Here is a 20,496-nt window from a genome sequence, read left to right as displayed (position 1 = left end):
GTGCAATTGGCTTCACCAACGAGCCTAAATTCACCGATGAAACCGCGGCGGCGATGCAGTTGAGCGACGCGATCGTCGTCATGCTGCTGACACATGAGAAATGGAAATCGTTCACGACCAAGGCAATTCCCAACGCCAAGGAAAGCGCGCAGGTGATGAATGCACTGGGTTGCGAAAATCGCGAGGCGGTCGACGCGCTGGTAGAGACGGCAACCGAGGCGGGCGGAACGCCCGATTGCAATCCGAAGCAGGACTATGGCTTCATGTATGGCCGCAGCTTCGAGGATCCGGACGGCCATATCTGGGAAGTCTTCTGGATGGATCCCGCCGCAGTCGAAAGCGGTCCGGCCGAATTGGCCGAAGCCTGAAGACCCACAATTCGAGGAGAGAGCCGGTGTACGTGAACGGATTCGTGGTCCCAGTGCCCGAGGACAAGAAGGAAGCCTATCGCGTCGTAGCTGAGAAATTCTGGCCGATCGCGCGTGATTACGGCTGCACCGGCCATGTCGAGGCGTGGGAAGCCGACGTGAAGGACGGCCAGCACACCGATTTTCGTAAGGCCGTCGATCTCAAACCCGGCGAAAAGGTGGTATTCAGTTGGATGACCTGGCCCGACAAGGAAACCGCCGATGCCGCGCACGAGAAGATGATGGCGGACGAGCGGATGGCAAGCGAATTTGGTGCTCCAGATGGCAGCGACATGCCCTTCGACGGCAAGCGCATGGTCATCGGCGGTTTCGAAGTCATTTTCAGTCAGGAGGCATGAGCCATGGCAGACGATCGTGGAGCTTTCATCTGGTACGAACTGATGACCGACGACCCGGCGAAGGCGCGGGCGTTCTACAATGCGGTCATCGGTTGGGACATCGATGCCGATAACTCGGTTCCAGACGGATCGATGGACTATCGGATGATCAATCGCGGCGACGGCGGGTTCGCCGGTGGGGTGCTCGTGCTCGGCAAGGACATGCTTGCCAACGGCGCAAAGCCCGGATGGCTTGGGTACGTCCATGTTCCCGACGTCGATGCGGCCGCACGGCGCTTTGTCGCCGCCGGTGGCGCGATCCACATGGGTCCCAATGACATGGAAGGCGTCGGCCGCATGGCTCTGGTGGCGGACCCGCAAGGTGCTGTCATCTATCTGATGACCCCCACCCCGCCGCCCGGCAATCCCGATGCCAAGAGCGATGTGTTCGACTTCGCCAAGCCGCGTCATTTCCGCTGGAACGAGCTGTGGACCAGCGACCAGGATGCGGCCGCATCGCTCTACGGCGACGTGTTTGGCTGGACCCAAGAAGGCGCCATGCCGATGGGCGAGATGGGCGACTATCGCTTCATCCAGCACAATGGTGGCGGGATCGGCGCGATGGGCCACGCACAGTCCGGCGGCGAAGGATCCCGGTGGCAGTATTTTGCCGGGGTCGATGACATTGACCGCGCCTGCAAGGCCGTGGTCGAAAATGGCGGAGCGATGCTCGGCGAGCCGATGCCAATACCCGGCGGCGAGTACTCGGCCTACGCCCACGATCCAAGCGGTGCGACCATCGGCCTTGTAGGCCCGCGCAAGGAGCCATGAAATGAGCGACAAGCTGACCACGGTAATGTGGTTCGACGGGGCTGCTGAAGAGGCCGCACGCTTTTACGCAGAGATATTCCCAGACAGCGCAGTTGGCGAGATCCACTACGCCCCGAGCGACTTCCCGAGTGGCAAGCGAGGCGACGCAATCACGGTCGAGTTCACTGTGCTTGGCCGCAGGTTCTCCGGACTGAATGGCGGCCCGATGTTCACTCCAAACGAGAGCGTATCGTTCATGGTGGTGACCGAGGACCAAGCGGAAACTGACCGCTATTGGGACGCCATAATCGGCAATGGCGGGCAGGAGAGTGCCTGTGGCTGGTGCAAGGACAGGTGGGGCTATTCCTGGCAGATCACCCCCCGCACCATGCTTGATGCCCTCTCCGCCGGTGGTGACGAAGCGCGCCGCGCGTTTGAGGTAATGATGACCATGACCAAGCTGGACGTCGCCGCGATTGACGCAGCACGCCAGGGAAGCTGAAGTCATGCCCCGCAAGATCACCGGAGGAGTATTCCTCTCGCTCGACGGCGTGATGCAAGCCCCAGGTGGCCCGACCGAGGACTATACCGGCGGCTTCGAAGAAGGCGGTTGGGTCTTCAAACTGTGGGACGATGAAGTCGGCGAGACGATTGGTTCGCTATTCGATGGTGAATACGACCTGCTGCTTGGCCGGCGAACCTATGACATCTTCGCGGCCTACTGGCCCTATGTCGAAGGTGACAACAAGCCGATGAGCGAAGCCTTCGGCCGCGCGGGAAAGCACGTCCTTACACGCGGCGATCGACCGCTGCCGTGGGAGAACAGCCATCACCTCTCGGGGATCGAGGATGTGGCGAAGCTCAAGCAGACCGACGGACCGAACCTTGTCATCCAAGGGTCCAGCACGATCTATCCGGACCTCCTCGCCGCAGGCCTGATCGACGAGCTCATCCTGATGACCTATCCGGTCCTCCTGGGCTCGGGCAAGCGCCTGTTCGGCGATGGCATCGCGGTCGAAACGCTCGAACTGATTGGCCACCGGGTGACTGCGAAGGGAACCGTCATAACCACATACCGTCCCGGCGGCGCGCTGCCGCCCTATCCACCCGAAGGTCCCATCCCCGCCACTAGCGATCGCGAAATCGAACGGCAGGCGTTGATGAAAGCGGGGCGTTGGTGATGCTGGCACTCTATGGTCACCCCTTCTCTTCCTATACGTGGAAGGCGCTGATCGCGCTCTACGCCAATGGAACCGAGTTCGAATTCAGGGCGCTGACCCCAGGCGATGAAGAGCAGCGTGCCTTACTCGACAGGCTCCATCCGGCGGGCAAGTTCCCGGTACTGCTCGATGGCGACCACACTGTCATAGAGGCGACCGCGATCATCGAATATCTCGCGGTCCATTATCCCGGGCCTGCTCCACTGATCCCGGACAATGACGCAGAGGCAGCGATCGCACGCATGCTCGACCGCGCGTTCGACAATTACGTCATGTCCAACGTTCAGCGGGTTGTCTCCGCCCATTTCGTCGACCCCGACGACGGCAGTTCTGGCTTGCGCGATCCAAATCCGGTCGAGGCTGCCAAGGGCAAGGCGGGCCTACACAAGGCCTATCGCTGGCTTGAGGATTGGCTGGCAGCAAACATCCTCGCGCCCCATGTCAGTCTGGTAACCTGTGCCGCAGCCCCAAGCCTGTTTTATGCCGATTGGGTCGCGCCGATTCCCGCCGACTGCCCACGTCTCGTCGCGCTACGCGCCGAGCTGCTCGCTCTGCCCCCGGTCGCCCGCTGCGTCGACGACGCCCGGCCTTATCGGGGGTACTTTCCACCGGGCGCCCCCGATCGCGACTGATCGTCAACCGATCGCCCGCGCCTTCCTGAGCAGCTGGTAGGCCTCCACAACCTTGCCCAGCCGCACCTCATGGCTACGGTCTCCGCCGTTCCGGTCAGGGTGAAAGCGCCGGACGAGCTCCGAATAGCGCTTGCGCAGCCTCCTGAGATCGACATCGAGGCCGAGGCCCATGGTCTCCAGCGCCTGCGCCTCCTCGCGGCTGAAGCGCCCATCCATCGCCAGTTCCGCCTCACGTCGCGCCCGGCTCTTGATGCCATTTGCGCGTGCGGCGATCGCGTCGAGGGGATCGTCGAAGTCCGACCAGCGCGGCATTCCATCGACGCCAGCCGTTGGACGAAAGCTCGGGCTTTCTGTCCGCCACCCCGCGCCGGGTGCCTGTGCCGCGTAGATTTCCTCCGCGCTCATGCCTTCGAACCAGTCGTAACCGGCATTGAATTCGCGCACGTGGTTGAGGCACATCCAGCGCCATTCGCCGGGGCCGTCGAAGCCATGCCCGTGACCACTCGGAGCTCGATATTCGCCCAGTTCTTCGCAGGCCGGGTGCGCACAGCGCCGCCCCTGAGCTTCATATCGTCCGTGGAATTTTGTCTGGCGCATTCGTACTAGGATGGGGAGCAATATGCGCTATGGAAACCCCTCAAGAGGAGATTTCGACCCATGTCCGGTCCGGTCCAGCAGGAAATGGAAAAGCTTCTGGAAGAGGCCTTCCGACCGACCAAGCTGCAGGTCATCAACGACAGCGCCAAGCACCATGGCCACTCGGGCGACGATGGTAGCGGCGAATCGCATTTCACCGTGGTGATCGAAGCGACGGCCTTCGCCGACAAGAACCGGTTGGAGCGCCAGCGCATGGTCAATCACGCGCTAGGTGACATTCCCGGTCAACGCGTCCACGCACTTGCTATCCAGGCATCGGCACCCACTGCATGAGGAGTCCAAGATGAGCGATTTCGAGCTGGTACTTACCCCGGTTACCCATGACCTGGGCCAGTTCGAGGTCCGCAGGGTCCTGCCCGCCAAGGCACGGACGATGGTCGGACCGTTCATCTTTGTGGACCAGTTCGGCCCAGCCCAGCTCGACATCGGCAGCGGCATGGATGTGCGGCCGCACCCACATATCAATCTCGCAACCGTCACCTGGCTGTTCGAGGGAGCGATCGAACATCGCGACAGTCTTGGCAGTTTTTCGACCATCCGCCCCGGCCAGGTGAATTTGATGACCGCAGGGCGCGGGATCGTCCATTCCGAACGTTCGCCCGCTTCCGAGCGCAAGACAGGCCCGAAGCTTTATGGGATGCAGACCTGGCTCGCGCTGCCCGACGGCCGAGAGGAAATCGACCCGGCATTCGAAGCGGTGACCGATCTCCCGATTGTCGAAGACGGGCGGGCCAAGGCGATCGTGATCATGGGCGAATTGTGGGGTGAACGCGCGCAGACGACCACCTATGCCGATACGATCTACGCCGAGATCGTTCTCGGAGCGGGCGGAGCAATTCCGCTCGAAGAGGACGCCGATGAGCGCGCTGTGATGCTGGTCGGGGGTGACGCCAGCGTCGATGGCCATGCGCTCAAACCATATGAATTGGCCGTATTGCAGCCGGGGCGAGACATGACGCTGGAGAGCGCCACCGGGGCGCGGGTCATGCTGTTGGGCGGTGAGACGATCACATCGCGGAGGCACGTCTGGTGGAACTTCGTCAGTTCGAGCCGCGAACGGATCAACCAGGCCAAGGAAGACTGGCGCGAGGGCCGCTTCCCGAAGGTTCCGGGGGACGAAACCGAGTTCATCCCCCTTCCCGAAGTGCCGAATACCAAGACAGAGAACTAAGGGGTTAGGGATGGGTTTCGAAGGCAAGACCGCTTGGATTACCGGCGCCAGCAGCGGCATCGGCGCTGCGCTGGCTCGTGAATGGTCGGAACGGGGAGCGCGCATTATTTTGTCGGGGCGCGATGAGGCACGCCTTGCCGAGGTCGCGGGCACTTTGGCCACCGAAACTCTTGTATTAGCCTTCGACGTTCGCGATGACGAAGCGATGCTCGCCGCGACCAAACGCGCGACCTCATGGGGCAGCGGCGTGGACATTTTCGTCGCCAATGCGGGCGTTTCGCAGCGCAGCGCAGCGGTCGACACCGATATATCGGTCTATCGCGAGATCATCGATATTGACCTCACAGCACAGATCGCCGCGACACAGGCCCTGCTCCCGCACTTCACCGCGCGAGGCAGCGGGCATTTGCTTTTCATCAGCTCGATCGCAGGCAAGGTCGGTGTGCCGATGCGCACCGCCTATTGCGCGGCCAAGTTCGGGCTCGCAGGCTATGCCGACGCCTTGCGCGGCGAGTTGTCGCAGAGCGGCATTGGCGTGCATGTGATCTACCCCGGCTCGGTCGCGACGGACGTCAGCCGCAATGCGCTGACTGCCGATGGCAGCAAGCGCGGGCGCAGCGATTCGGTCATCGAGAGCGGAATAGCTCCCGCCGATGCCGCGAAACGGATGGTCGACGCGGTGGAGGCCGGAGAGCGCGAAATCATCGTGGCCGATGGTATGGAGCTAGCCATGGGCGAAGCGCGCCGGACGCCGAACCAACTGTTCGACCAGGTCGCGGGCATGGTGGCAGCAGGCTATATGGAAAAGATGAAGGCCGAAGGGTGATCGAGCTCAATCAGAAGCGCGTCGTTCTCTCGACTGGGATCGAGCTCGACGTGGTCGATGAGGGGCCGCGCGACGCACCCGTGCTGATCTTCCTGCATGGCTTTCCCGAAAGTCACCGTACCTGGCGCAACCAGATCGCGCACTTTTCCGGCCGCTTTCGCTGCATCGCCCCGGACCAGCGCGGCTATCGCGGATCGTCGAAGCCGCAGGAGGTGAGCGAATACACACCCGACAAGATGATCGGGGACGTCTTCGCGCTAGCCGATGCCTTGGGCGTAGAGAAGTTCACCATCGTCGGGCACGACTGGGGGGGCGCGATCGCCTGGGGTGTTGCCTATGGTGGCATGATGAACGGCCGGGTCACGCGGGCAATTATCGCCAATGCACCGCATCCGGTGCTGTTTCCCAAGCTGCTCTACACCAATCGCGCCCAGCGCGAGGCTAGCCAGTACTTCCGCGAATTTCGTGATCCGGCAAACGATCCCTTGATACGGGAGCACGGACTTGGCACCTTGCTGATCAAGGTCTTCGGCGATGGCTTGGCATCAGCTATGGAGCCCGAGGAACAGGCCTTGCTGCTTGAGGATTGGTCAGATCCCGACGCCGCCTTCGGAATGCTCAATTACTACCGCGCCAGTCCAATGGAGGTTCTGCCGCTAGATGCGCCTTACGAGCTCCCGGCCAACTATGCTCCTTTCCCGCTGCCGAAACTTGCGATCCCGACGCTGGTGATCTGGGCATTGGATGACCAGGCCTTGCCGCCCGCGAACCTCGAAGGCCTCGATGAAGTGATCGTCGATCCGCAGGTCGTTCGGGTACCCGGCTGCGGGCACTTCGTCCAATGGGAGCGACCGGCTGAGATCAACGCAGCGATGGACGCGTTCCTCGCAAGAACGGCCTAGCCCGCGATCCATTCGATATCGGCGCCATGCGCGTGCGACCATGCGAGTTGAGTGGCTGCCCGCCCGCCCGGCCAATACCGGACCTTGAGCATGTGCCGGTGAACCGTGCGATCCGCTTCTACCGAAACCCACGCCAACGGTCGGTCGGCCGTCGCTTCGGCTCCAGCGGCCTCCATCGCCGCAGTGATGCGCGCCTGCTGGTCTTCGGGAACATATTGCCAGACGATCGAGTGCATCAGCAGCCGGGTGGTGCCTTGCGCCTGCGGCTTGGCGAGTTCGGCCTCGATGAAATCGGCAGCATTGGCTTCGACGAGGTCGGGCTTTCGCTCGCTCGCCGCACGTATCGCCGCTTCCATCCGCTCGAAACGGACGGTGTGCTCGGGCCAGATGTAGGCCTTCAGCCGCAAGGCCTGCGTCGGATCCGTGAGGTCGACCGGATGCAGGTCGCACCCGCGAGTCGAGACGATCGCGATCGGTTCATCAGGTGGCTGAGGTCCTTTCCAATCAGGCGTGAAACGCATTGCGGGATCATCGGGGCCAATCTCGACACCGCCCAGATCATAGCGATAACGTTCGAGCATCAGGTTGATCCCTGCGCTCGATCCGATCTCCAGGCACTCGAATCTGCCCGGCAACCCCTGCCTTGCCAGCCACAACATTGCGGCAATGAAGTTGCTCGATCGACCCGCCTCATTCGTCTGCGGCGGACCATCGAGCCACGGCATGAGCGGTGCCTCGTGCGCCCGCATGACCTCACTCAAGATTCCCGCATCGTCTGCCCCGATCCCCCGATAGATTGGGGAAAGCGCAGGTTCCGTGCCCGACAAATGCAGCGCATGGATACCGCCCGCGACACGCAGTGGCAGCGCGTCGGCCAGCGGCGGCCCCTGCCATTCGACGATCCGGCGGGCGAGCGCATTGTCGAGCCCAGCATCGATCGCCGCCCAGATCGCAGCGACGACCCGCGCCGTTATCGGGGCTCCATTATGTTCGCAGTAGGCGACCTGGTTGGCGAAGGCCGTGCGGACCGCGCCTTCGCCGCTGACGTTGATGTCGACGAATTCGTATTTCGGTCTTTCAGCGGAATCACCCATATGCGTTGCCCTTTCGCAAGCGCTTGCCTATCTGCGCGCGACATGAGCGACAGCCTGACATTTGCCGTACCCAAGGGACGCATCCTCAACGAGGCACTGCCCGTGATGGCGCGCGCCGGCGTGGTGCCCGAAGAGGCGTTCCACGACAAGGCCAACCGTTCGCTCACTTTCGCGACCACCCGCAGCGACATGAGCATCATTCGCGTGCGTGCTTTCGACGTCGCCACCTTCGTGGCGCACGGCGCGGCACAATTGGGCATCGTGGGGTCGGACGTGATCGAGGAATTCGACTATGCGGACCTCTATGCGCCGGTCGACCTCGATATCGGGCATTGCCACCTTGCCGTGGCCGAACCGAAGGAAGGCGCGGCCAGCGTAGACGGCGCCAGCCACGTCCGCGTCGCCACCAAATATCCCAATCTCACGCGCCGTTTCTTCGAGCAGCGCGGCGTGCAAGCCGAATGCGTCAAACTGAATGGCGCGATGGAGATTGCACCGGCACTGGGACTCGCTGGGCGAATCGTCGATCTCGTCTCGTCAGGCCAGACGCTCAAGGACAATGGCCTGGTAGAGACCGGCCACATCCTCGACATCACCGCGCGGCTGATCGTCAACCGTGCAGCACTCAAGACCGATCCGCGCGTCGCTGCTCTGGTCGAGGCGTTTCGCCGCGATGCTTCCGAGCGGAAGGCCGCCTGATGCAGGTGTTGCGCACTACCGACCAGGACTTCGAGGCGAAGTTCGATCGCATCGTGCGCGACCGGCGCGAGAGCGACGGTGACGTCCAGCGCGACGTTGCGGCGATCCTCATGGACGTACGCGAACGTGGCGACGAAGCACTGGCGGAATACTCACTGCGCTTCGACGGTCACAACCTCGCCAGCGACGATGACTGGCGCATTTCGCCGGAGGCCTGCAAGACCGCCTATGACGGTCTCGAACCAGAACTGCGCGACGCGCTGAACCTCGCGGCCGACCGCATCCGCTCGTATCACGAGAACCAACTGCCAGCAGACCGCGACTATACCGACGATATCGGCATGCGGCTTGGCGCGCGTTGGTTGCCGGTCGACGCAGCGGGCCTTTATGTGCCGGGCGGCCGGGCGGCCTATCCGTCCTCACTGCTGATGAATGCGATTCCCGCCAAGGTGGCGGGCGTCGAACGGCTCGTTGTCGTAACACCGACGCCGAAGGGGCAAACGACCCCGCTGGTCCTTGCAGCGGCGCATATCGCCGGCGTCGACGAGATCTGGCGCGTGGGCGGCGCACAGGCGGTGGGTGCCCTGGCCTATGGCACCGAGCGAATTCGCCGCGTCGATGTGGTGACTGGCCCGGGCAATGCCTGGGTCGCTGAGGCCAAGCGCCAGCTTTATGGCGTCGTCGGCATCGATATGGTCGCCGGGCCGAGCGAAATCCTCGTCATCGCCGACAAGGACAACAACCCGGACTGGATCGCCGCCGACCTGCTCAGCCAGGCCGAGCATGACCCGACCAGCCAGTCGATCCTGATCACCGATGACGAATCCCTGGCGCAGCAAGTGCAGACTTCGATCGAGGCGGCGCTCGCATCGCTGGCAACGGAGGCAACCGCCAGGGCGAGTTGGGACGAGTACGGCCTGATCGTCATCGTCGAAAGCCTCGACCAGGCCCCCGCCCTGGCCGACCGGCTTGCTGCCGAACATGCCGAACTGATGGTCGCCGACCCGCAGGCACTGTTCGCAAAACTCCGCCACGCGGGCAGCGTTTTCCTTGGCAAGCACACGCCCGAGGCGGTCGGCGACTATATCGCCGGACCCAACCATGTCCTTCCCACCGGGCGCCGCGCGCGCTTCGCCAGCGGGCTCTCGGTGCTCGATTTCATGAAGCGTACAAGCTTCATCGACGCATCCGACGCCGCGCTGGCAGCGATCGGCCCGGCAGCCGTCAGGCTGGCCGAAGCCGAGGGCCTGCCCGCCCACGCCCTTTCGATTTCCGTGAGACTCAAGTGAACCAGAATTCCCGATCGCAGGCCCGCTCGGCCGCCCGCCTTGCCGCAGTTCAGGCGCTCTACCAGCAGCAGATGGAAGGCACGACGCTTGCCCGCCTGCTGAACGAGTTCCACCAGCATCGCCTTGGCCATGTGGTGGAGGACGAGGAATATGCCGATGCCGATGTCGACTTCTTCGACGATGTCGTGGCCGGCGTCGACGCACGGCGCGACGAAATCGACGACCACCTGACGAGCCGGCTGGCCGAAGGCTGGACGCTCGCGCGGCTGGACAAGACCATGCTCCAAATCCTGCGCGCAGGCACCTACGAACTACTGGCTCGCCCAGACGTGACCAAGGCCACCGCGATCAGCGAGTATGTCGACGTGGCCAAGGCCTTTTTCGACGATCGCGAGGCGAAATTCGTCAACGGCATCCTCGACGCGGTGGCCAAGGAACTCGGGCGCTAGCTCAAGGGTCGGAGCGGTCGAGAAAGGCCAGCGGGATATCTACCCGCTGCGCCCAGGCGTTCTCTTCATGCTCGGCACCGAAGAAGGCACGGCTCTGGTAGCTCGCGCCGCCCCAACCCTGTTCGGCCATCATGGCATCGAAAGCCTTGGCATAGGGCGGATAGAATGCGTCGAGCGTGGCGGTCCCGTGATCGATGTAGATATGGTTGCGCTCCGGGTTGAGCGCTGAGGCGGAGAAATAGGCGCGAAACGCCTCCGTCACCGCGCGCACCCGCCCTTCCACATCGTCACCCTCGGGTGCTGCGAGCGGGAGGTGGGTCGACAGGCCCGCCGCCTGCCCGAACACGTCGGGGCGCTCCGCTATTGCATAAAGGCTCATCAGGCCGCCCATCGATGAGCCCATCACCGCCGTATCCTGCGCCCCTGCCAGCGTGCGGAAAATTGCATCGACCTTCGGTTTGAGATCGTCTGCCAGCAATTGCACGTAATCGTCCCCGCGAAGGGGATAGCCCGGTTCGATCCCGGCGAACTGGATTTCATCCACTCGCAGCCGATAATCTTCGGGCAGGAAATCATAGAGTTTCTGCGGAAACAGCACTTGATAGCGGTTCTTCGGACTACGCAAGCCAACCACGATCCATTCCCGCAAGTCACCCTGTTCGGACATGCGGGTAATCGCCTCATCGATCCCCCATTCCTTGTCGAAGTTCGACAGGCGTCGATCGAAGATATTCTCCGCATCGTGCATGTAGAGCACGGGGTATCGGCGGTCCGGAGATGTCGCGTAGCTTGGCGGCAGCCAGACCCAGATGTCTTCGACGCCAACGGCCTTTGCCGGTGCGAAGTCGGGCCACCAGACGATCGAGCCTGCGGACACTTCGGGGGCGCTGGGTTTGGGCGCATCCTGCGCCGCCAATGGCGTCGTCGCCATCAGGGCCAGTGCGATCGCGAGCTGTTTCATCGTGAATGACATCCTCTTTCCTCAATTCCCTTGCTCATGGCCTATGGCGGTGGAGCATTGAGCAATGAAGTTGAATTCGTAGCCATGCTGCAGGCGATGCGGGCCGGCAACACGATACAGAGCCGTCGCTGCGCGAATAGCGGAGGAGGCCATCGCAAGGAAAACTACTCGCTACTCACAATCACCACCAAAGAGATCACTGACTAGGCCGAAAATTACCTCAACCCAATCACAGCAACTCCTTTCATTTGAATAAGAGTAAGCATTATTGGCTAACCTTGCTTCTCTGGATAATTTCAATTAACTTCCACAGTATCTGCAAGCCTATTGGAGATTCGAGATGCGCCTAATCGCCGTTGGATTACTTGCCTGTAGCCTCTCATTTTCCGTCGGTAGCAACGCCCAGAGCGTACCATCGCTCCGTGTGACGGCACCGCTTTCGGCCGAAGGCGGTGTCCCGAAATACGAAGATGCGCGACTTTCCGATGCTCAGCGAACGACTGCCTCATGGCTGGCGCAAGGCAATTACCAAAGCGCGATACCCGCCTTGCAAGACCTCGCGCGCGATGGTGACGGCTGGGCAATGCGCGAGATCGGCCGGCTCTATGCCGATGGTCGCGGGGTAGCACCAGATAGCGGCAAGGCGCTTGGCTGGTTTTACGAGGCCGCGCTGGCAGACGACAAACCATCGATGCTCGTCCTGGGGATCGCCTTTTCCCGCGGCTATGGCGTGGATCGGGATTCGTCGCTTGCCAGGAGCTGGCTACAACGCGCACGCACTTCGGATGACATTCATGTCGCCGGGGCCGCTGCGGACGAATTGCGCAGACTCTAACTTCTCGCTTGGCAGTATTGCGGCGTCGGGGCTACCCGACGTCGAGTGACGCACGGAGAGATCGGTTACATCGAATTGTTGCGCGGGCTTGCGGTGCATCCAGCCGCGCGCGGGTTGGCCGATGATGTCGCGGTCATACCGTTCGGTTCCGAAACCCTGATCCTGACACACGATACGCTTGTCGAAGGTATCCATGTCCGTGAGGGAGAGGATGCCGCAGACATCGCGTGGAAGCTCATTGCCGTGAACCTGTCGGACCTCGCGGCGAAGGGTGCGGAGCCGATTGGAGTTCTCGTCTCGCATATGCTTGGCGAAGACGATGACGCCTTCGTCGAAGGCTTGCGCGAAGTTCTGGAAAGTTATCGGGTCCCATTGCTCGGCGGCGACACCGTCCGTGCCGAGGGACGTCGCGTATGGGGCTGTACCGCGTTGGCCAGGGCAACTTGCACCCCGGTGCCTGATCGCCGCGGCGCCAAGCCGGGGGATGCAGTCTATGTCACCGGATCGCTGGGGCTTGCCATGTTGGGCATCGAGGTTCGCGGAAGTGGTAGCATCGAGGATCTCGCCTATCGTCGCCCCACCCCCCTGCTCGATCTCGGCCGCTCACTCGCCCCTCATGTAACAGCGATGATGGACATCTCCGACGGGCTTCTGCTCGATGCGATGCGCATGGCCAAGGCCAGTGGCTGCACCATCGCGCTGGAGGCTGCCAGCCTTCAGCCCCTGACCCCGATCGGCAGGTTCGATGCTGCCTTGCGATGGGGCGACGATTACCAATTGCTCCTGACCGCGCCCGAAGGCCTTGAGGCGCATTTTTCCGTCACCAGGATTGGCGTGGTCGAGGATGCCGGGGGTTCGTCCCTGTTGCTCGACGGTCGACCTCCCGTGGAACCGCTTGGCTTTTCCCACTGATCGTTTCGCTGGCGCAGGTTCCAAAGCGCGGATTGCAACCCTTTTCGCCCTTGTCAGGCAACATCTGCCCCTTATACCCCTCGACCACATGCTCCGACGTATCCCGCGTCGGGTCGCATTCATCAAAAAACATAGGGAGGGGACTGTTCCGTGGATTTAATTACCATTTCCATCCTGCTGGGACTGCTGGCCGTCGTATACGGCTTCGTTACCAGCCGCCAGGTGCTAGGCAGCGCCGCTGGCAATGAGAAGATGCAGGAAATCGCCGCTGCCATCCAGGAAGGCGCACAAGCCTACCTGAAGCGGCAATATACCACCATTGCAGGTGTCGGCGTGGTCGTTGCCGCGCTCGTGCTTTATTTCCTCGGATCAATTCCGGCGACCGGCTTCGCCATCGGCGCAATCCTTTCGGGCGTTGCGGGCTTCATCGGCATGAACATTTCGGTGCGCTCTAACGTGCGTACTGCAGCTGCCGCGCAGAGCGGGCTGCAGCAAGGCCTCACCCTCGCCTTCCGTGCAGGTGCAATCACCGGCATGCTCGTGGCGGGCCTCGCCCTGCTCGCGATCGCGGTGTTCTTCTGGTACCTGACCGGTCCCGCCGGCTATGCTGCGAATGACCGCCACGTGATCGACGGCCTCGTCGGCCTGGCCTTCGGTGCTTCGCTGATCTCGATCTTCGCGCGTCTTGGAGGCGGCATCTTCACCAAGGCCGCCGACGTCGGCGCCGACCTTGTCGGCAAGGTCGAAGCCGGCATTCCCGAGGACGATCCACGCAACCCCGCCGTTATCGCGGACAATGTGGGCGACAACGTCGGCGACTGCGCCGGCATGGCCGCCGACCTTTTCGAAACCTATGTCGTCACCGTGGGTGCGACCATGGTTCTCACGGCCCTGCTGATGAAGGACCTTGGCGATCTGCTGATGCCCATGATGTCCCTGCCGCTCTTGATTGGCGGCGCATGCATTCTGACCTCGATCATCGGCACCTATTTCGTCCGCCTGGGCGGCGGCACGAACGTCATGGGCGCGATGTACAAGGGCTTCCTTGTCACGGCGGTGCTGTCGATCCCGTTGATCTGGTACGTTACTGGCTATGCACTCGGCGGTATGGAGAACACCATTCCGGGCACCGAGTTCAACGGGCGCCACCTGTTCTATTGCTCACTGCTTGGCCTTGCCATCACCGGACTGATCATCTGGATTACCGAGTATTACACCGGCACCAACTATCGCCCGGTGCGCTCGATCGCCAAGGCTTCGGAAACGGGCCATGGTACCAATGTGATCCAGGGCCTCGCCATCAGCCTTGAATCGACCGCGTTGCCGACGCTCGTCATCGTGGCGGGCATCATCATTGCATACTCGCTCGCGGGCCTTATCGGCATCGCCTATGCGGCTACCGCAATGCTGGCGTTGGCAGGCATGGTCGTGGCACTCGACGCTTACGGCCCGGTGACCGACAATGCCGGCGGTATCGCCGAAATGGCTGGCCTCGACGACTCGGTGCGTGAAAAAACCGACCTGCTCGACGCCGTGGGTAACACGACCAAGGCGGTGACCAAGGGTTACGCGATCGGATCGGCCGGCCTCGCCGCGCTGGTACTGTTCGCCGCCTACACCACCGATTTGCGGGAATTCTTCCCCGGGCTGACGGTGAACTTCAGCCTCGAGAATCCTTACGTAATCGTTGGCCTGTTGCTCGGCGCGCTGCTCCCGTACCTGTTCGGTGCGATGGGCATGACCGCCGTGGGCCGTGCCGCAGGCGACGTTGTGATCGATGTGCGTGAGCAGTTCGCGAACGACCCGGGCATCATGGCCGGCACAAGCAAGCCGAACTATGCCAAGACCGTCGACCTCGTCACCAAGGCAGCCATCAAGGAGATGATCATCCCTTCGATGCTGCCGGTACTCGCACCGATCGTGGTCTACTTCGTGATTACCTCGATCGCAGGACAGGAGAACGGCTTCGCCGCGCTCGGCGCCCTGCTGCTCGGTGTGATCGTAGGCGGCCTTTTCGTGGCCCTTTCCATGACCGCCGGCGGCGGTGCGTGGGACAACGCCAAGAAGTACATCGAAGACGGCAACCACGGCGGCAAGGGCAGCGAAGCCCACAAGGCCGCGGTGACTGGCGACACGGTTGGTGATCCCTACAAGGACACCGCCGGCCCGGCCGTGAACCCGATGATCAAGATCACCAATATCGTTGCCTTGCTGCTTCTGGCGGCCTTGGCGGCAGGCTGATCCAACTCACAGGGTTCGAACCACAACAAAGCCCCGTCCGGAGCAATCCGGGCGGGGTTTTTGCTTGCAGTTCAATCTCCAGCTTGCATTATGCCCCCGGGCGGGGGTCGTTCCGAATAGGTTCTGTTCAAGGGGTTTTCATCGCGACGCCAGCCCGAGGATTCATTCTTGGGACGCAGGTCACTATGCCTTTCGCTAAATTCACGTTCCGTGCTTCCAGTGCCATTGCGCTCGCCACCGCTGCGCTATCCGCCACGTTTGCACCGCAGCAAGCCATCGCTCAGGAAGAAGCGCCACAGGTACCCGAGACAGTAGCCGGCCGAATTCCAGTCGCGGAATTCGTCAAACAATCGAACATGAGCAACGCCCGCATCTCACCCGATGGGCGGCATCTCGCCTACCTTACGGGCCAGGACGGGCGCGAAGTTCTGGTCATGCTCGACCTCGACAACCTTTCCCAGCCGCCAAGGCTGATCCTGGCTTCCGAAGAAGCGCGCGAAGCTGGCGACCGCACGATGACCGGGTTCCGCTGGATCGGCAGCAAGCATGTGGTGATGACGGTGATCAGCCGGGAAAACCTCAACGGCAATCTCGCCGATTTCCGCCGCCTGGTTGCCTATGATATCAACAGCGGGAAGCTGATCCAGCAAGCCTGGCGGGATGCGGGTGGCGATGCCGGCGGTATCCTCTACATCAACCACGACACAGGAAAATACCTCCTCCAGCGGGACAGCGTGGCTAACAGCACCGAACGGTGGGGGTTACCTGAAGTGGTCGAGGTCGATGTAAATGACGGCAGCTTCACCATGGTCCAGCGCACCAATCCCGTGGTGCGCGGGTGGGCCGCGGATGGTCATGGTCTGGTGCGCGCCGGCTTCAATTCCAGCGGCAAGACCGGCAAGCTGCGGATGCTCTACCGATCTGAAGACGGCAGCAATTTCAAGACCGTCTACAACGAAGCCGATGAGACCTTTACCGCCACGGTGCCAATACCCCAGATGTTCATCCCGGGTACGGATGAGGCCTACGTCCTTTCGCGCGATGAAGGGTTCGACCGCGTCTATCGCGTGAACATGAACACGCTCGAGCTTGGGAAGCCGATATTCGAAGTCGAGGGCTATGATATCCAGGGCATCATCACCAATGACGATGACACAAAGGTGGTCGGCTACCGGACTTTTCATGGTACTCTGCACAACGTCTACATCGATCCAACGCTCAAGGCGGTCCAGGAAGCGCTCGAAGAAGTATTCGGCAAGGGTGAGGCCTTTTTGGTCGACTACACCAAGGATCACCGCAAGTTCATTGTCTACGCTGGCGGGGTAAGGCGCGAAGGCGGCTACTTCATCTTCGATACCAAGACTGGTTCGCTGCAATTGCTCAACTGGACCCGCAGCGCGATCAAGGATGCGCCGCTCAATCCGGTTCGGGCAGAATGGTACACTGCCAGCGACGGCACCAAGATCCAGGCGATTGTAACCTATCCCCGCCATCGCATGGGCCAGAAGAACCTGCCCGTCGTCGTCATGCCGCATGGCGGCCCCTTCGGCATTCTTTCGGCCACCAATTCGGTTGAACCATGGAACCAGCCGCTCGCCGAACAGGGCTATGTGGTGATCCAGCCAAACTACCGGGGTTCGGGCGGTTACGGCCGCGCATTCGAGGAAATGGGCCGCGAGCCGGGTGGATACGGCAAACGGATGCAGGACGATCTCAACGACATACTGACCTATTTCGGTCAGCAGGGTACCATCGATCCGAACCGCGCCTGCATCATGGGCTGGTCCTATGGCGGCTATGCCGCTGCGCGGGGGGCCCAGCGTGACGCCAACATTTGGAAATGTGCCGTGGCCGGCGCCGGTGTTTATGACATGCCCCTGATGAATCGCTGGGACGCCCGCAATCTCGGTCGTTTCAACAGCGGCTTCCAGGCCACGTCCGAGGATCCGGAAGGCATCTCCTCAGCCCGTAATACTGATGGCCCATGGGCGCCAATCCTGATCGTCACAGCCAAGCGGGACGCACGCATTCCCATGGAACAGGCCGAAACCCTGGTCTCGAACCTCAAGGGGTCTGGGAAGGTAGAGGGCAAGGACTTCCGCTACATCGTCCAGGAGCAAGGCACCCACAATTTGCCTTACGATGACGTCCATATCCAATGGATTGAGGAAGCCTACGGCTGGTTGGAGAAGCACAATCCGGCCTACGTTCCCTCGGATGGCGACAGTCCGCCAAAGCTGATCAAATTCGACTGATCGCGAAGGAACCAATCTCGGCAATCTCCTGACGGACATAAATCTCCCCAACCCGAATCATGATTTTCATGGCGTTAAGCGTTTTTCAGCGCCTGCACGCTAAGGCACTGTGTGTGGGCCGGGGGACTTCCTCCCGTTGGTGTGGGCGTGGGATCGATGCTGGTGGAAGGACTGCAGGGCGATGCATGCACTGGTGCGCGACCGGTCGCGTCACAATGCCTGCTGCCTGACGGGTTTCACGTATTGCCCTGGGGCAAAGCTGACCAGATCGGATTGATCCCGGCGTGGGATCGACTTGCGAGCCGGGCTGTCAGTCCCAACCCGTTCTTTGAACCCTGGTACCTGTTGCCCTCGCTTGAGGCGTTCGACCCAGCAGGCAAGGCTCACCTCATGATACTGGTTGAGGGCGGCGAGCTACGCGCGCTTGTACCGAATTGGCGCGACCCCAGTCACCAGGGCCGCCCACTGGCGCATTTCGCACCATGGCTGCATGCAAACATGTTCTGTGGCGTCCCGCTGATCGTTGAAGGGACGGAGCGGAGCTTTTGGCAAGCCTATCTGGCGCATCTCGATGTCGCCCCAGATCAGGCCTGGTTTCTCCATCTGCCTCTGCTCCCCGCCGATTGCTCGGTGAGCCGCGCCCTTGGATTGCTCTGCAAGGATCAAGGGCGCCAGCTTGTCGAGGTTCACCGCGTGAGCCGCGCCATGCTGCAAAGCGGACCATCGCCCGAACAACACCTTGCCCAGGCCATGAGCACCAAGAAGCGCAAGGAACTGCGGCGGCAGCGCGCCCGTCTTGAAGAGATTGGCCCGCTCCGCGTCCAGCGCAGCCGAGACAGGCAGGGCCTAGACCAATGGATTGACGGCTTCCTGGCGCTCGAACGGCGCGGATGGAAGGGTGAGCGTGGCTCGGCCATGGCCAGTGACCCGCGCAGTGAACGGGTCTTTCGACAAGCGCTCGCAGGTGCCGCCGCCCTTGGTCGGCTCGAGCGCCTTGCGCTCTACTGTTCTGACAGGCCGATTGCCATGCTGACGACCTTTCTGAGCCCGCCCGGCGCCTTTTCCTACAAGACGAGTTTCGATGAGGACTTCGCACGCTTCTCACCTGGCCTGCTGCTGCAGCTCGAGAATCTGGCCTTGCTCGATGATCCGAATATCGCCTGGTGCGACAGTTGCGCCGCGGCCGACCACCCCATGATCGAACGGATCTGGCGCGACCGTCGTGAGATCGTCTGGCTTTCCGCAGGTATCGGGCGCGGGCTGCGACGCAAGGGAGGCGAGTTGTGGGCACGACTGGAAGCGCGGCGAGCGGAGCGCAGAGCATGATCGTGAATGGCCAATCATCGCCTGATGCGACGCAAGCGGCTTTCCCTGCCGAAGCGATCGAGACCTTTGCCAGGTCCTATCCTGAGCAGCCACATGTGCTGCCGCACCGGCTTGGGGCCGATGCCCGGCTGTCGCTCGATGCCCTCGCCAGCCTCGCAGCCCAGCTTCCGTCGACGAGCGTCGAATACAATCGTGGTGACTTGCCTGTCGGGATTGATGGCAAACCGGACAAGACCGGCCTGTCGATCGAAGATACCATCCGCCACATAGCCACCAGCAATAGCTGGGCGGTACTCAAGAACATCGAGCAGGTCCGCCCCTATCGCGATCTCTTGTTGGGGCTGCTGGAAGAACTGCGGCCCACCATCGAGGCGCGCACGGGAAAGATGCTGACCCCGCAGGGCTTTATCTTCATCTCGAGCCCCAATGCGGTGACCCCCTACCACTTCGACCCGGAGCACAATATCCTGCTGCAACTGGTCGGTCGCAAGACCATGACCCAGTTCCCGGCCGGCAACGCAATTTACGCCCCGGACGACGTGCACGAAAGCTACCACTTGGGTGGCCCGCGCGAGCTGCCCTGGGATGACGGCTTGCTCGCGGGAGGAACGCCTTTTGCAGTCGCACCGGGCGAGGCTGTGTTCGTGCCGGTCATGGCGCCGCATTTCGTGCGCAACGGACCCGAAAGCTCGATCTCGCTGTCGATCACCTGGCGGAGTGAATGGAGCTATGCTGAGGCTGGCGCGCGGTGTTTCAATGGCACGATCCGCCGCCTCGGTTTCTCGCCGCGCGCGCCCGGCCGGTGGCCGGTTGACAACCGTGCCAAGTCGCTGGCCTGGCGCGCATGGCGCCGAATGGCCGGATCGCGAAGTTGACGTGATCGTCCACCGCATGTCCACCTTCCACCAGACGGAGGATGAGGAAGCCTTCGATGCCCTCGCACAGGCCGGCGATCCGCGGCGAGGTTTCTTGCGAGCCCAATGGTTCGCGGCAAGCGATCCCTCTTGCCGAAAATTGGTCATTCGCAAGCCTGACCTGACCCCAATCGCCGCAGTTGGCTTGGGTCAGCGAAGCATCGGCCCCATCTCGATTACTGAAGTCGCAGGGGGATACTGGCCTATGCGCGGGGTGCCACTGGCCACCACGGCAAAACCCGCGGATCTTGCCGAAGCACTGCGGAACTTTCACCCCCAACTAGGTCGCGTCTGGCGGCTGGGGCCCGTCGAGAGCGACGACCCATCGCTCCCCGTTCTGCTCGAAGCGGCGCGAGGAGCCGGCTGGCGGACGCTGACGCGTCCCTTGGGCAGGCTGTTCGAACTCGATCTGGCCGCGCTTTCCGCAGACGGCGGCTGGCCCTCAACCAAGACCCAACGCAAGAACCGGTGGCGCAAGCGACGGTTGGAAGAAGAAGGTGGTCCGCTGCGGATCGAATTCTTCACCGGCAGCAATTGGACGACGCACCAGCGAGACGC

At 62.2% G+C, this 20,496-nt stretch carries 23 protein-coding genes and 1 pseudogene; 21 read left to right on the top strand and 3 right to left on the bottom strand.

All coding sequences use genetic code 11. The annotated features are described in order from the left end of the window. The 6 genes from AAFM29_RS03830 to AAFM29_RS03805 form a co-directional block, all read left to right on the top strand. On the top strand, positions 1-368 hold a 368-nt coding region (locus AAFM29_RS03830; protein WP_341711494.1), incomplete at its 5' end, for a lactoylglutathione lyase. Positions 369-394: 26 nt separating this feature from the next. After that, on the top strand, positions 395-766 hold the full coding sequence (locus AAFM29_RS03825) for a DUF1428 domain-containing protein (protein WP_341711493.1): 372 nt from the start codon (positions 395-397) through the stop codon (positions 764-766). A 3-nt stretch (positions 767-769) separates the two neighbouring features. Then, positions 770-1,576 (top strand): VOC family protein, encoded by an 807-nt coding sequence (locus AAFM29_RS03820; protein WP_341711492.1) that lies wholly within the window; start codon positions 770-772, stop codon positions 1,574-1,576. Between the two features lies 1 nt (position 1,577). Further along, positions 1,578-2,057, top strand: coding sequence for a VOC family protein (locus AAFM29_RS03815; protein WP_341711491.1), 480 nt, complete (start codon positions 1,578-1,580; stop codon positions 2,055-2,057). Between the two features lie 4 nt (positions 2,058-2,061). Next, positions 2,062-2,736, top strand: coding sequence for a dihydrofolate reductase family protein (locus tag AAFM29_RS03810; protein ID WP_341711490.1), 675 nt, complete (start codon positions 2,062-2,064; stop codon positions 2,734-2,736). Continuing rightward, positions 2,736-3,407, top strand: a complete 672-nt coding sequence (locus AAFM29_RS03805) for a glutathione S-transferase family protein (RefSeq protein WP_341711489.1) — start codon at positions 2,736-2,738, stop codon at positions 3,405-3,407. The genes AAFM29_RS03810 and AAFM29_RS03805 overlap by 1 nt, the downstream gene beginning before the upstream one ends. A gap of 3 nt (positions 3,408-3,410) precedes the next feature. On the opposite strand, the gene AAFM29_RS03800 is transcribed toward AAFM29_RS03805, so the two are convergent. Further along, entirely contained in the window at positions 3,411-4,004 is a 594-nt protein-coding gene (locus AAFM29_RS03800) for a J domain-containing protein (protein ID WP_341711488.1), read from the bottom strand. Between the two features lie 60 nt (positions 4,005-4,064). Here AAFM29_RS03800 and AAFM29_RS03795 point away from each other — a divergent pair, with 60 nt between their 5' ends. Genes AAFM29_RS03795 through AAFM29_RS03780 form a run of 4 tightly spaced genes read left to right on the top strand, consistent with a single transcriptional unit; the run spans position 4,065 to position 6,963 of the window. Then, a complete protein-coding gene (locus tag AAFM29_RS03795) occupies positions 4,065-4,337 on the top strand; it encodes a BolA family protein (protein ID WP_341711487.1) in 273 nt (90 codons plus the stop codon). Positions 4,338-4,347: 10 nt separating this feature from the next. Next, on the top strand, positions 4,348-5,235 hold the full coding sequence (locus tag AAFM29_RS03790; protein ID WP_341711486.1) for a pirin family protein: 888 nt from the start codon (positions 4,348-4,350) through the stop codon (positions 5,233-5,235). Between the two features lie 10 nt (positions 5,236-5,245). Beyond that, complete coding sequence (locus tag AAFM29_RS03785; RefSeq protein ID WP_341711485.1) at positions 5,246-6,061, top strand: SDR family NAD(P)-dependent oxidoreductase; 816 nt, start codon at positions 5,246-5,248, stop codon at positions 6,059-6,061. Further along, the gene (locus AAFM29_RS03780; RefSeq protein ID WP_371830707.1) at positions 6,058-6,963 is read left to right on the top strand and encodes an alpha/beta fold hydrolase; all 906 of its coding nucleotides are present in this window, start codon (positions 6,058-6,060) and stop codon (positions 6,961-6,963) included. The genes AAFM29_RS03785 and AAFM29_RS03780 overlap by 4 nt, the downstream gene beginning before the upstream one ends. Here AAFM29_RS03780 and AAFM29_RS03775 read toward each other — a convergent pair. Then, a complete protein-coding gene (locus tag AAFM29_RS03775) occupies positions 6,960-8,057 on the bottom strand; it encodes a DUF2332 domain-containing protein (protein ID WP_341711484.1) in 1,098 nt (365 codons plus the stop codon). The genes AAFM29_RS03780 and AAFM29_RS03775 overlap by 4 nt on opposite strands. Before the next feature lie 42 nt (positions 8,058-8,099). Here AAFM29_RS03775 and hisG point away from each other — a divergent pair, with 42 nt between their 5' ends. From hisG to nusB, 3 genes are read left to right on the top strand one after another with little or no spacing between them, the layout of a single operon-like run. Beyond that, on the top strand, positions 8,100-8,756 hold the full coding sequence (hisG, locus tag AAFM29_RS03770; RefSeq protein ID WP_341711483.1) for an ATP phosphoribosyltransferase: 657 nt from the start codon (positions 8,100-8,102) through the stop codon (positions 8,754-8,756). Continuing rightward, on the top strand, positions 8,756-10,045 hold the full coding sequence (gene hisD / locus AAFM29_RS03765; protein ID WP_341711482.1) for a histidinol dehydrogenase: 1,290 nt from the start codon (positions 8,756-8,758) through the stop codon (positions 10,043-10,045). Before hisG ends, hisD begins: the two co-directional genes overlap by 1 nt. After that, positions 10,042-10,494, top strand: a complete 453-nt coding sequence (gene nusB / locus AAFM29_RS03760; protein ID WP_341711481.1) for a transcription antitermination factor NusB — start codon at positions 10,042-10,044, stop codon at positions 10,492-10,494. Before hisD ends, nusB begins: the two co-directional genes overlap by 4 nt. Before the next feature lies 1 nt (position 10,495). Here nusB and AAFM29_RS03755 read toward each other — a convergent pair whose 3' ends face one another. Then, positions 10,496-11,455, bottom strand: coding sequence for an alpha/beta hydrolase-fold protein (locus AAFM29_RS03755; RefSeq protein ID WP_341711480.1), 960 nt, complete (start codon positions 11,453-11,455; stop codon positions 10,496-10,498). 36 nt (positions 11,456-11,491) lie between these two features. Here AAFM29_RS03755 and AAFM29_RS03750 point away from each other — a divergent pair, with 36 nt between their 5' ends. The 8 genes and pseudogenes from AAFM29_RS03750 to AAFM29_RS18075 form a co-directional block, all read left to right on the top strand. Next, positions 11,492-11,662, top strand: coding sequence for a hypothetical protein (locus AAFM29_RS03750; RefSeq protein WP_341711479.1), 171 nt, complete (start codon positions 11,492-11,494; stop codon positions 11,660-11,662). Between the two features lie 133 nt (positions 11,663-11,795). Continuing rightward, entirely contained in the window at positions 11,796-12,290 is a 495-nt protein-coding gene (locus AAFM29_RS03745) for a hypothetical protein (protein ID WP_341711478.1), read from the top strand. Positions 12,291-12,335: 45 nt separating this feature from the next. Further along, positions 12,336-13,202, top strand: coding sequence for a thiamine-phosphate kinase (gene thiL, locus AAFM29_RS03740; RefSeq protein ID WP_341711477.1), 867 nt, complete (start codon positions 12,336-12,338; stop codon positions 13,200-13,202). A 150-nt stretch (positions 13,203-13,352) separates the two neighbouring features. Beyond that, complete coding sequence (locus tag AAFM29_RS03735) at positions 13,353-15,443, top strand: sodium-translocating pyrophosphatase (RefSeq protein ID WP_341711476.1); 2,091 nt, start codon at positions 13,353-13,355, stop codon at positions 15,441-15,443. A gap of 185 nt (positions 15,444-15,628) precedes the next feature. Beyond that, the gene (locus AAFM29_RS03730; RefSeq protein WP_341711475.1) at positions 15,629-17,698 is read left to right on the top strand and encodes an alpha/beta fold hydrolase; all 2,070 of its coding nucleotides are present in this window, start codon (positions 15,629-15,631) and stop codon (positions 17,696-17,698) included. A gap of 156 nt (positions 17,699-17,854) precedes the next feature. Next, positions 17,855-19,024 (top strand): GNAT family N-acetyltransferase, encoded by a 1,170-nt coding sequence (locus tag AAFM29_RS03725; protein WP_371830709.1) that lies wholly within the window; start codon positions 17,855-17,857, stop codon positions 19,022-19,024. Beyond that, positions 19,021-19,899: a transcriptional regulator gene (locus tag AAFM29_RS03720; RefSeq protein ID WP_341711473.1), complete on the top strand. Its 879-nt coding sequence runs from the start codon at positions 19,021-19,023 to the stop codon at positions 19,897-19,899. Before AAFM29_RS03725 ends, AAFM29_RS03720 begins: the two co-directional genes overlap by 4 nt. Positions 19,900-20,143: 244 nt before the next feature. Next, positions 20,144-20,496: pseudogene (locus AAFM29_RS18075) on the top strand (GNAT family N-acetyltransferase); the annotation flags it as partial.

The sequence above is a fragment of the Erythrobacter sp. genome (assembly GCF_038133525.1).
Taxonomy (GTDB): Bacteria; Pseudomonadota; Alphaproteobacteria; order Sphingomonadales; family Sphingomonadaceae; genus Qipengyuania.
The sequence above is the reverse complement of the archived record's forward strand: the minus strand, read 5'-3'. Positions and strand labels throughout refer to the sequence as shown.

Coding starts and splice junctions, on each gene's coding strand:
- AAFM29_RS03725 (WP_371830709.1), top strand. CDS start 17,855: ATGCTGGTGGAAGGACTGCAGGGCGATGCATGCACTGGTGCGCGACCG.
- AAFM29_RS03775 (WP_341711484.1), bottom strand. CDS start 8,057: ATGGGTGATTCCGCTGAAAGACCGAAATACGAATTCGTCGACATCAAC.
- AAFM29_RS03785 (WP_341711485.1), top strand. CDS start 5,246: ATGGGTTTCGAAGGCAAGACCGCTTGGATTACCGGCGCCAGCAGCGGC.
- AAFM29_RS03755 (WP_341711480.1), bottom strand. CDS start 11,455: ATGAAACAGCTCGCGATCGCACTGGCCCTGATGGCGACGACGCCATTG.
- AAFM29_RS03810 (WP_341711490.1), top strand. CDS start 2,062: ATGCCCCGCAAGATCACCGGAGGAGTATTCCTCTCGCTCGACGGCGTG.
- AAFM29_RS03730 (WP_341711475.1), top strand. CDS start 15,629: ATGCCTTTCGCTAAATTCACGTTCCGTGCTTCCAGTGCCATTGCGCTC.
- AAFM29_RS03795 (WP_341711487.1), top strand. CDS start 4,065: ATGTCCGGTCCGGTCCAGCAGGAAATGGAAAAGCTTCTGGAAGAGGCC.
- AAFM29_RS03720 (WP_341711473.1), top strand. CDS start 19,021: ATGATCGTGAATGGCCAATCATCGCCTGATGCGACGCAAGCGGCTTTC.
- AAFM29_RS03815 (WP_341711491.1), top strand. CDS start 1,578: ATGAGCGACAAGCTGACCACGGTAATGTGGTTCGACGGGGCTGCTGAA.
- AAFM29_RS03750 (WP_341711479.1), top strand. CDS start 11,492: ATGGCCTATGGCGGTGGAGCATTGAGCAATGAAGTTGAATTCGTAGCC.
- AAFM29_RS03820 (WP_341711492.1), top strand. CDS start 770: ATGGCAGACGATCGTGGAGCTTTCATCTGGTACGAACTGATGACCGAC.
- AAFM29_RS03800 (WP_341711488.1), bottom strand. CDS start 4,004: ATGCGCCAGACAAAATTCCACGGACGATATGAAGCTCAGGGGCGGCGC.
- hisG (WP_341711483.1), top strand. CDS start 8,100: ATGAGCGACAGCCTGACATTTGCCGTACCCAAGGGACGCATCCTCAAC.
- hisD (WP_341711482.1), top strand. CDS start 8,756: ATGCAGGTGTTGCGCACTACCGACCAGGACTTCGAGGCGAAGTTCGAT.
- AAFM29_RS03790 (WP_341711486.1), top strand. CDS start 4,348: ATGAGCGATTTCGAGCTGGTACTTACCCCGGTTACCCATGACCTGGGC.
- AAFM29_RS03805 (WP_341711489.1), top strand. CDS start 2,736: ATGCTGGCACTCTATGGTCACCCCTTCTCTTCCTATACGTGGAAGGCG.
- AAFM29_RS03745 (WP_341711478.1), top strand. CDS start 11,796: ATGCGCCTAATCGCCGTTGGATTACTTGCCTGTAGCCTCTCATTTTCC.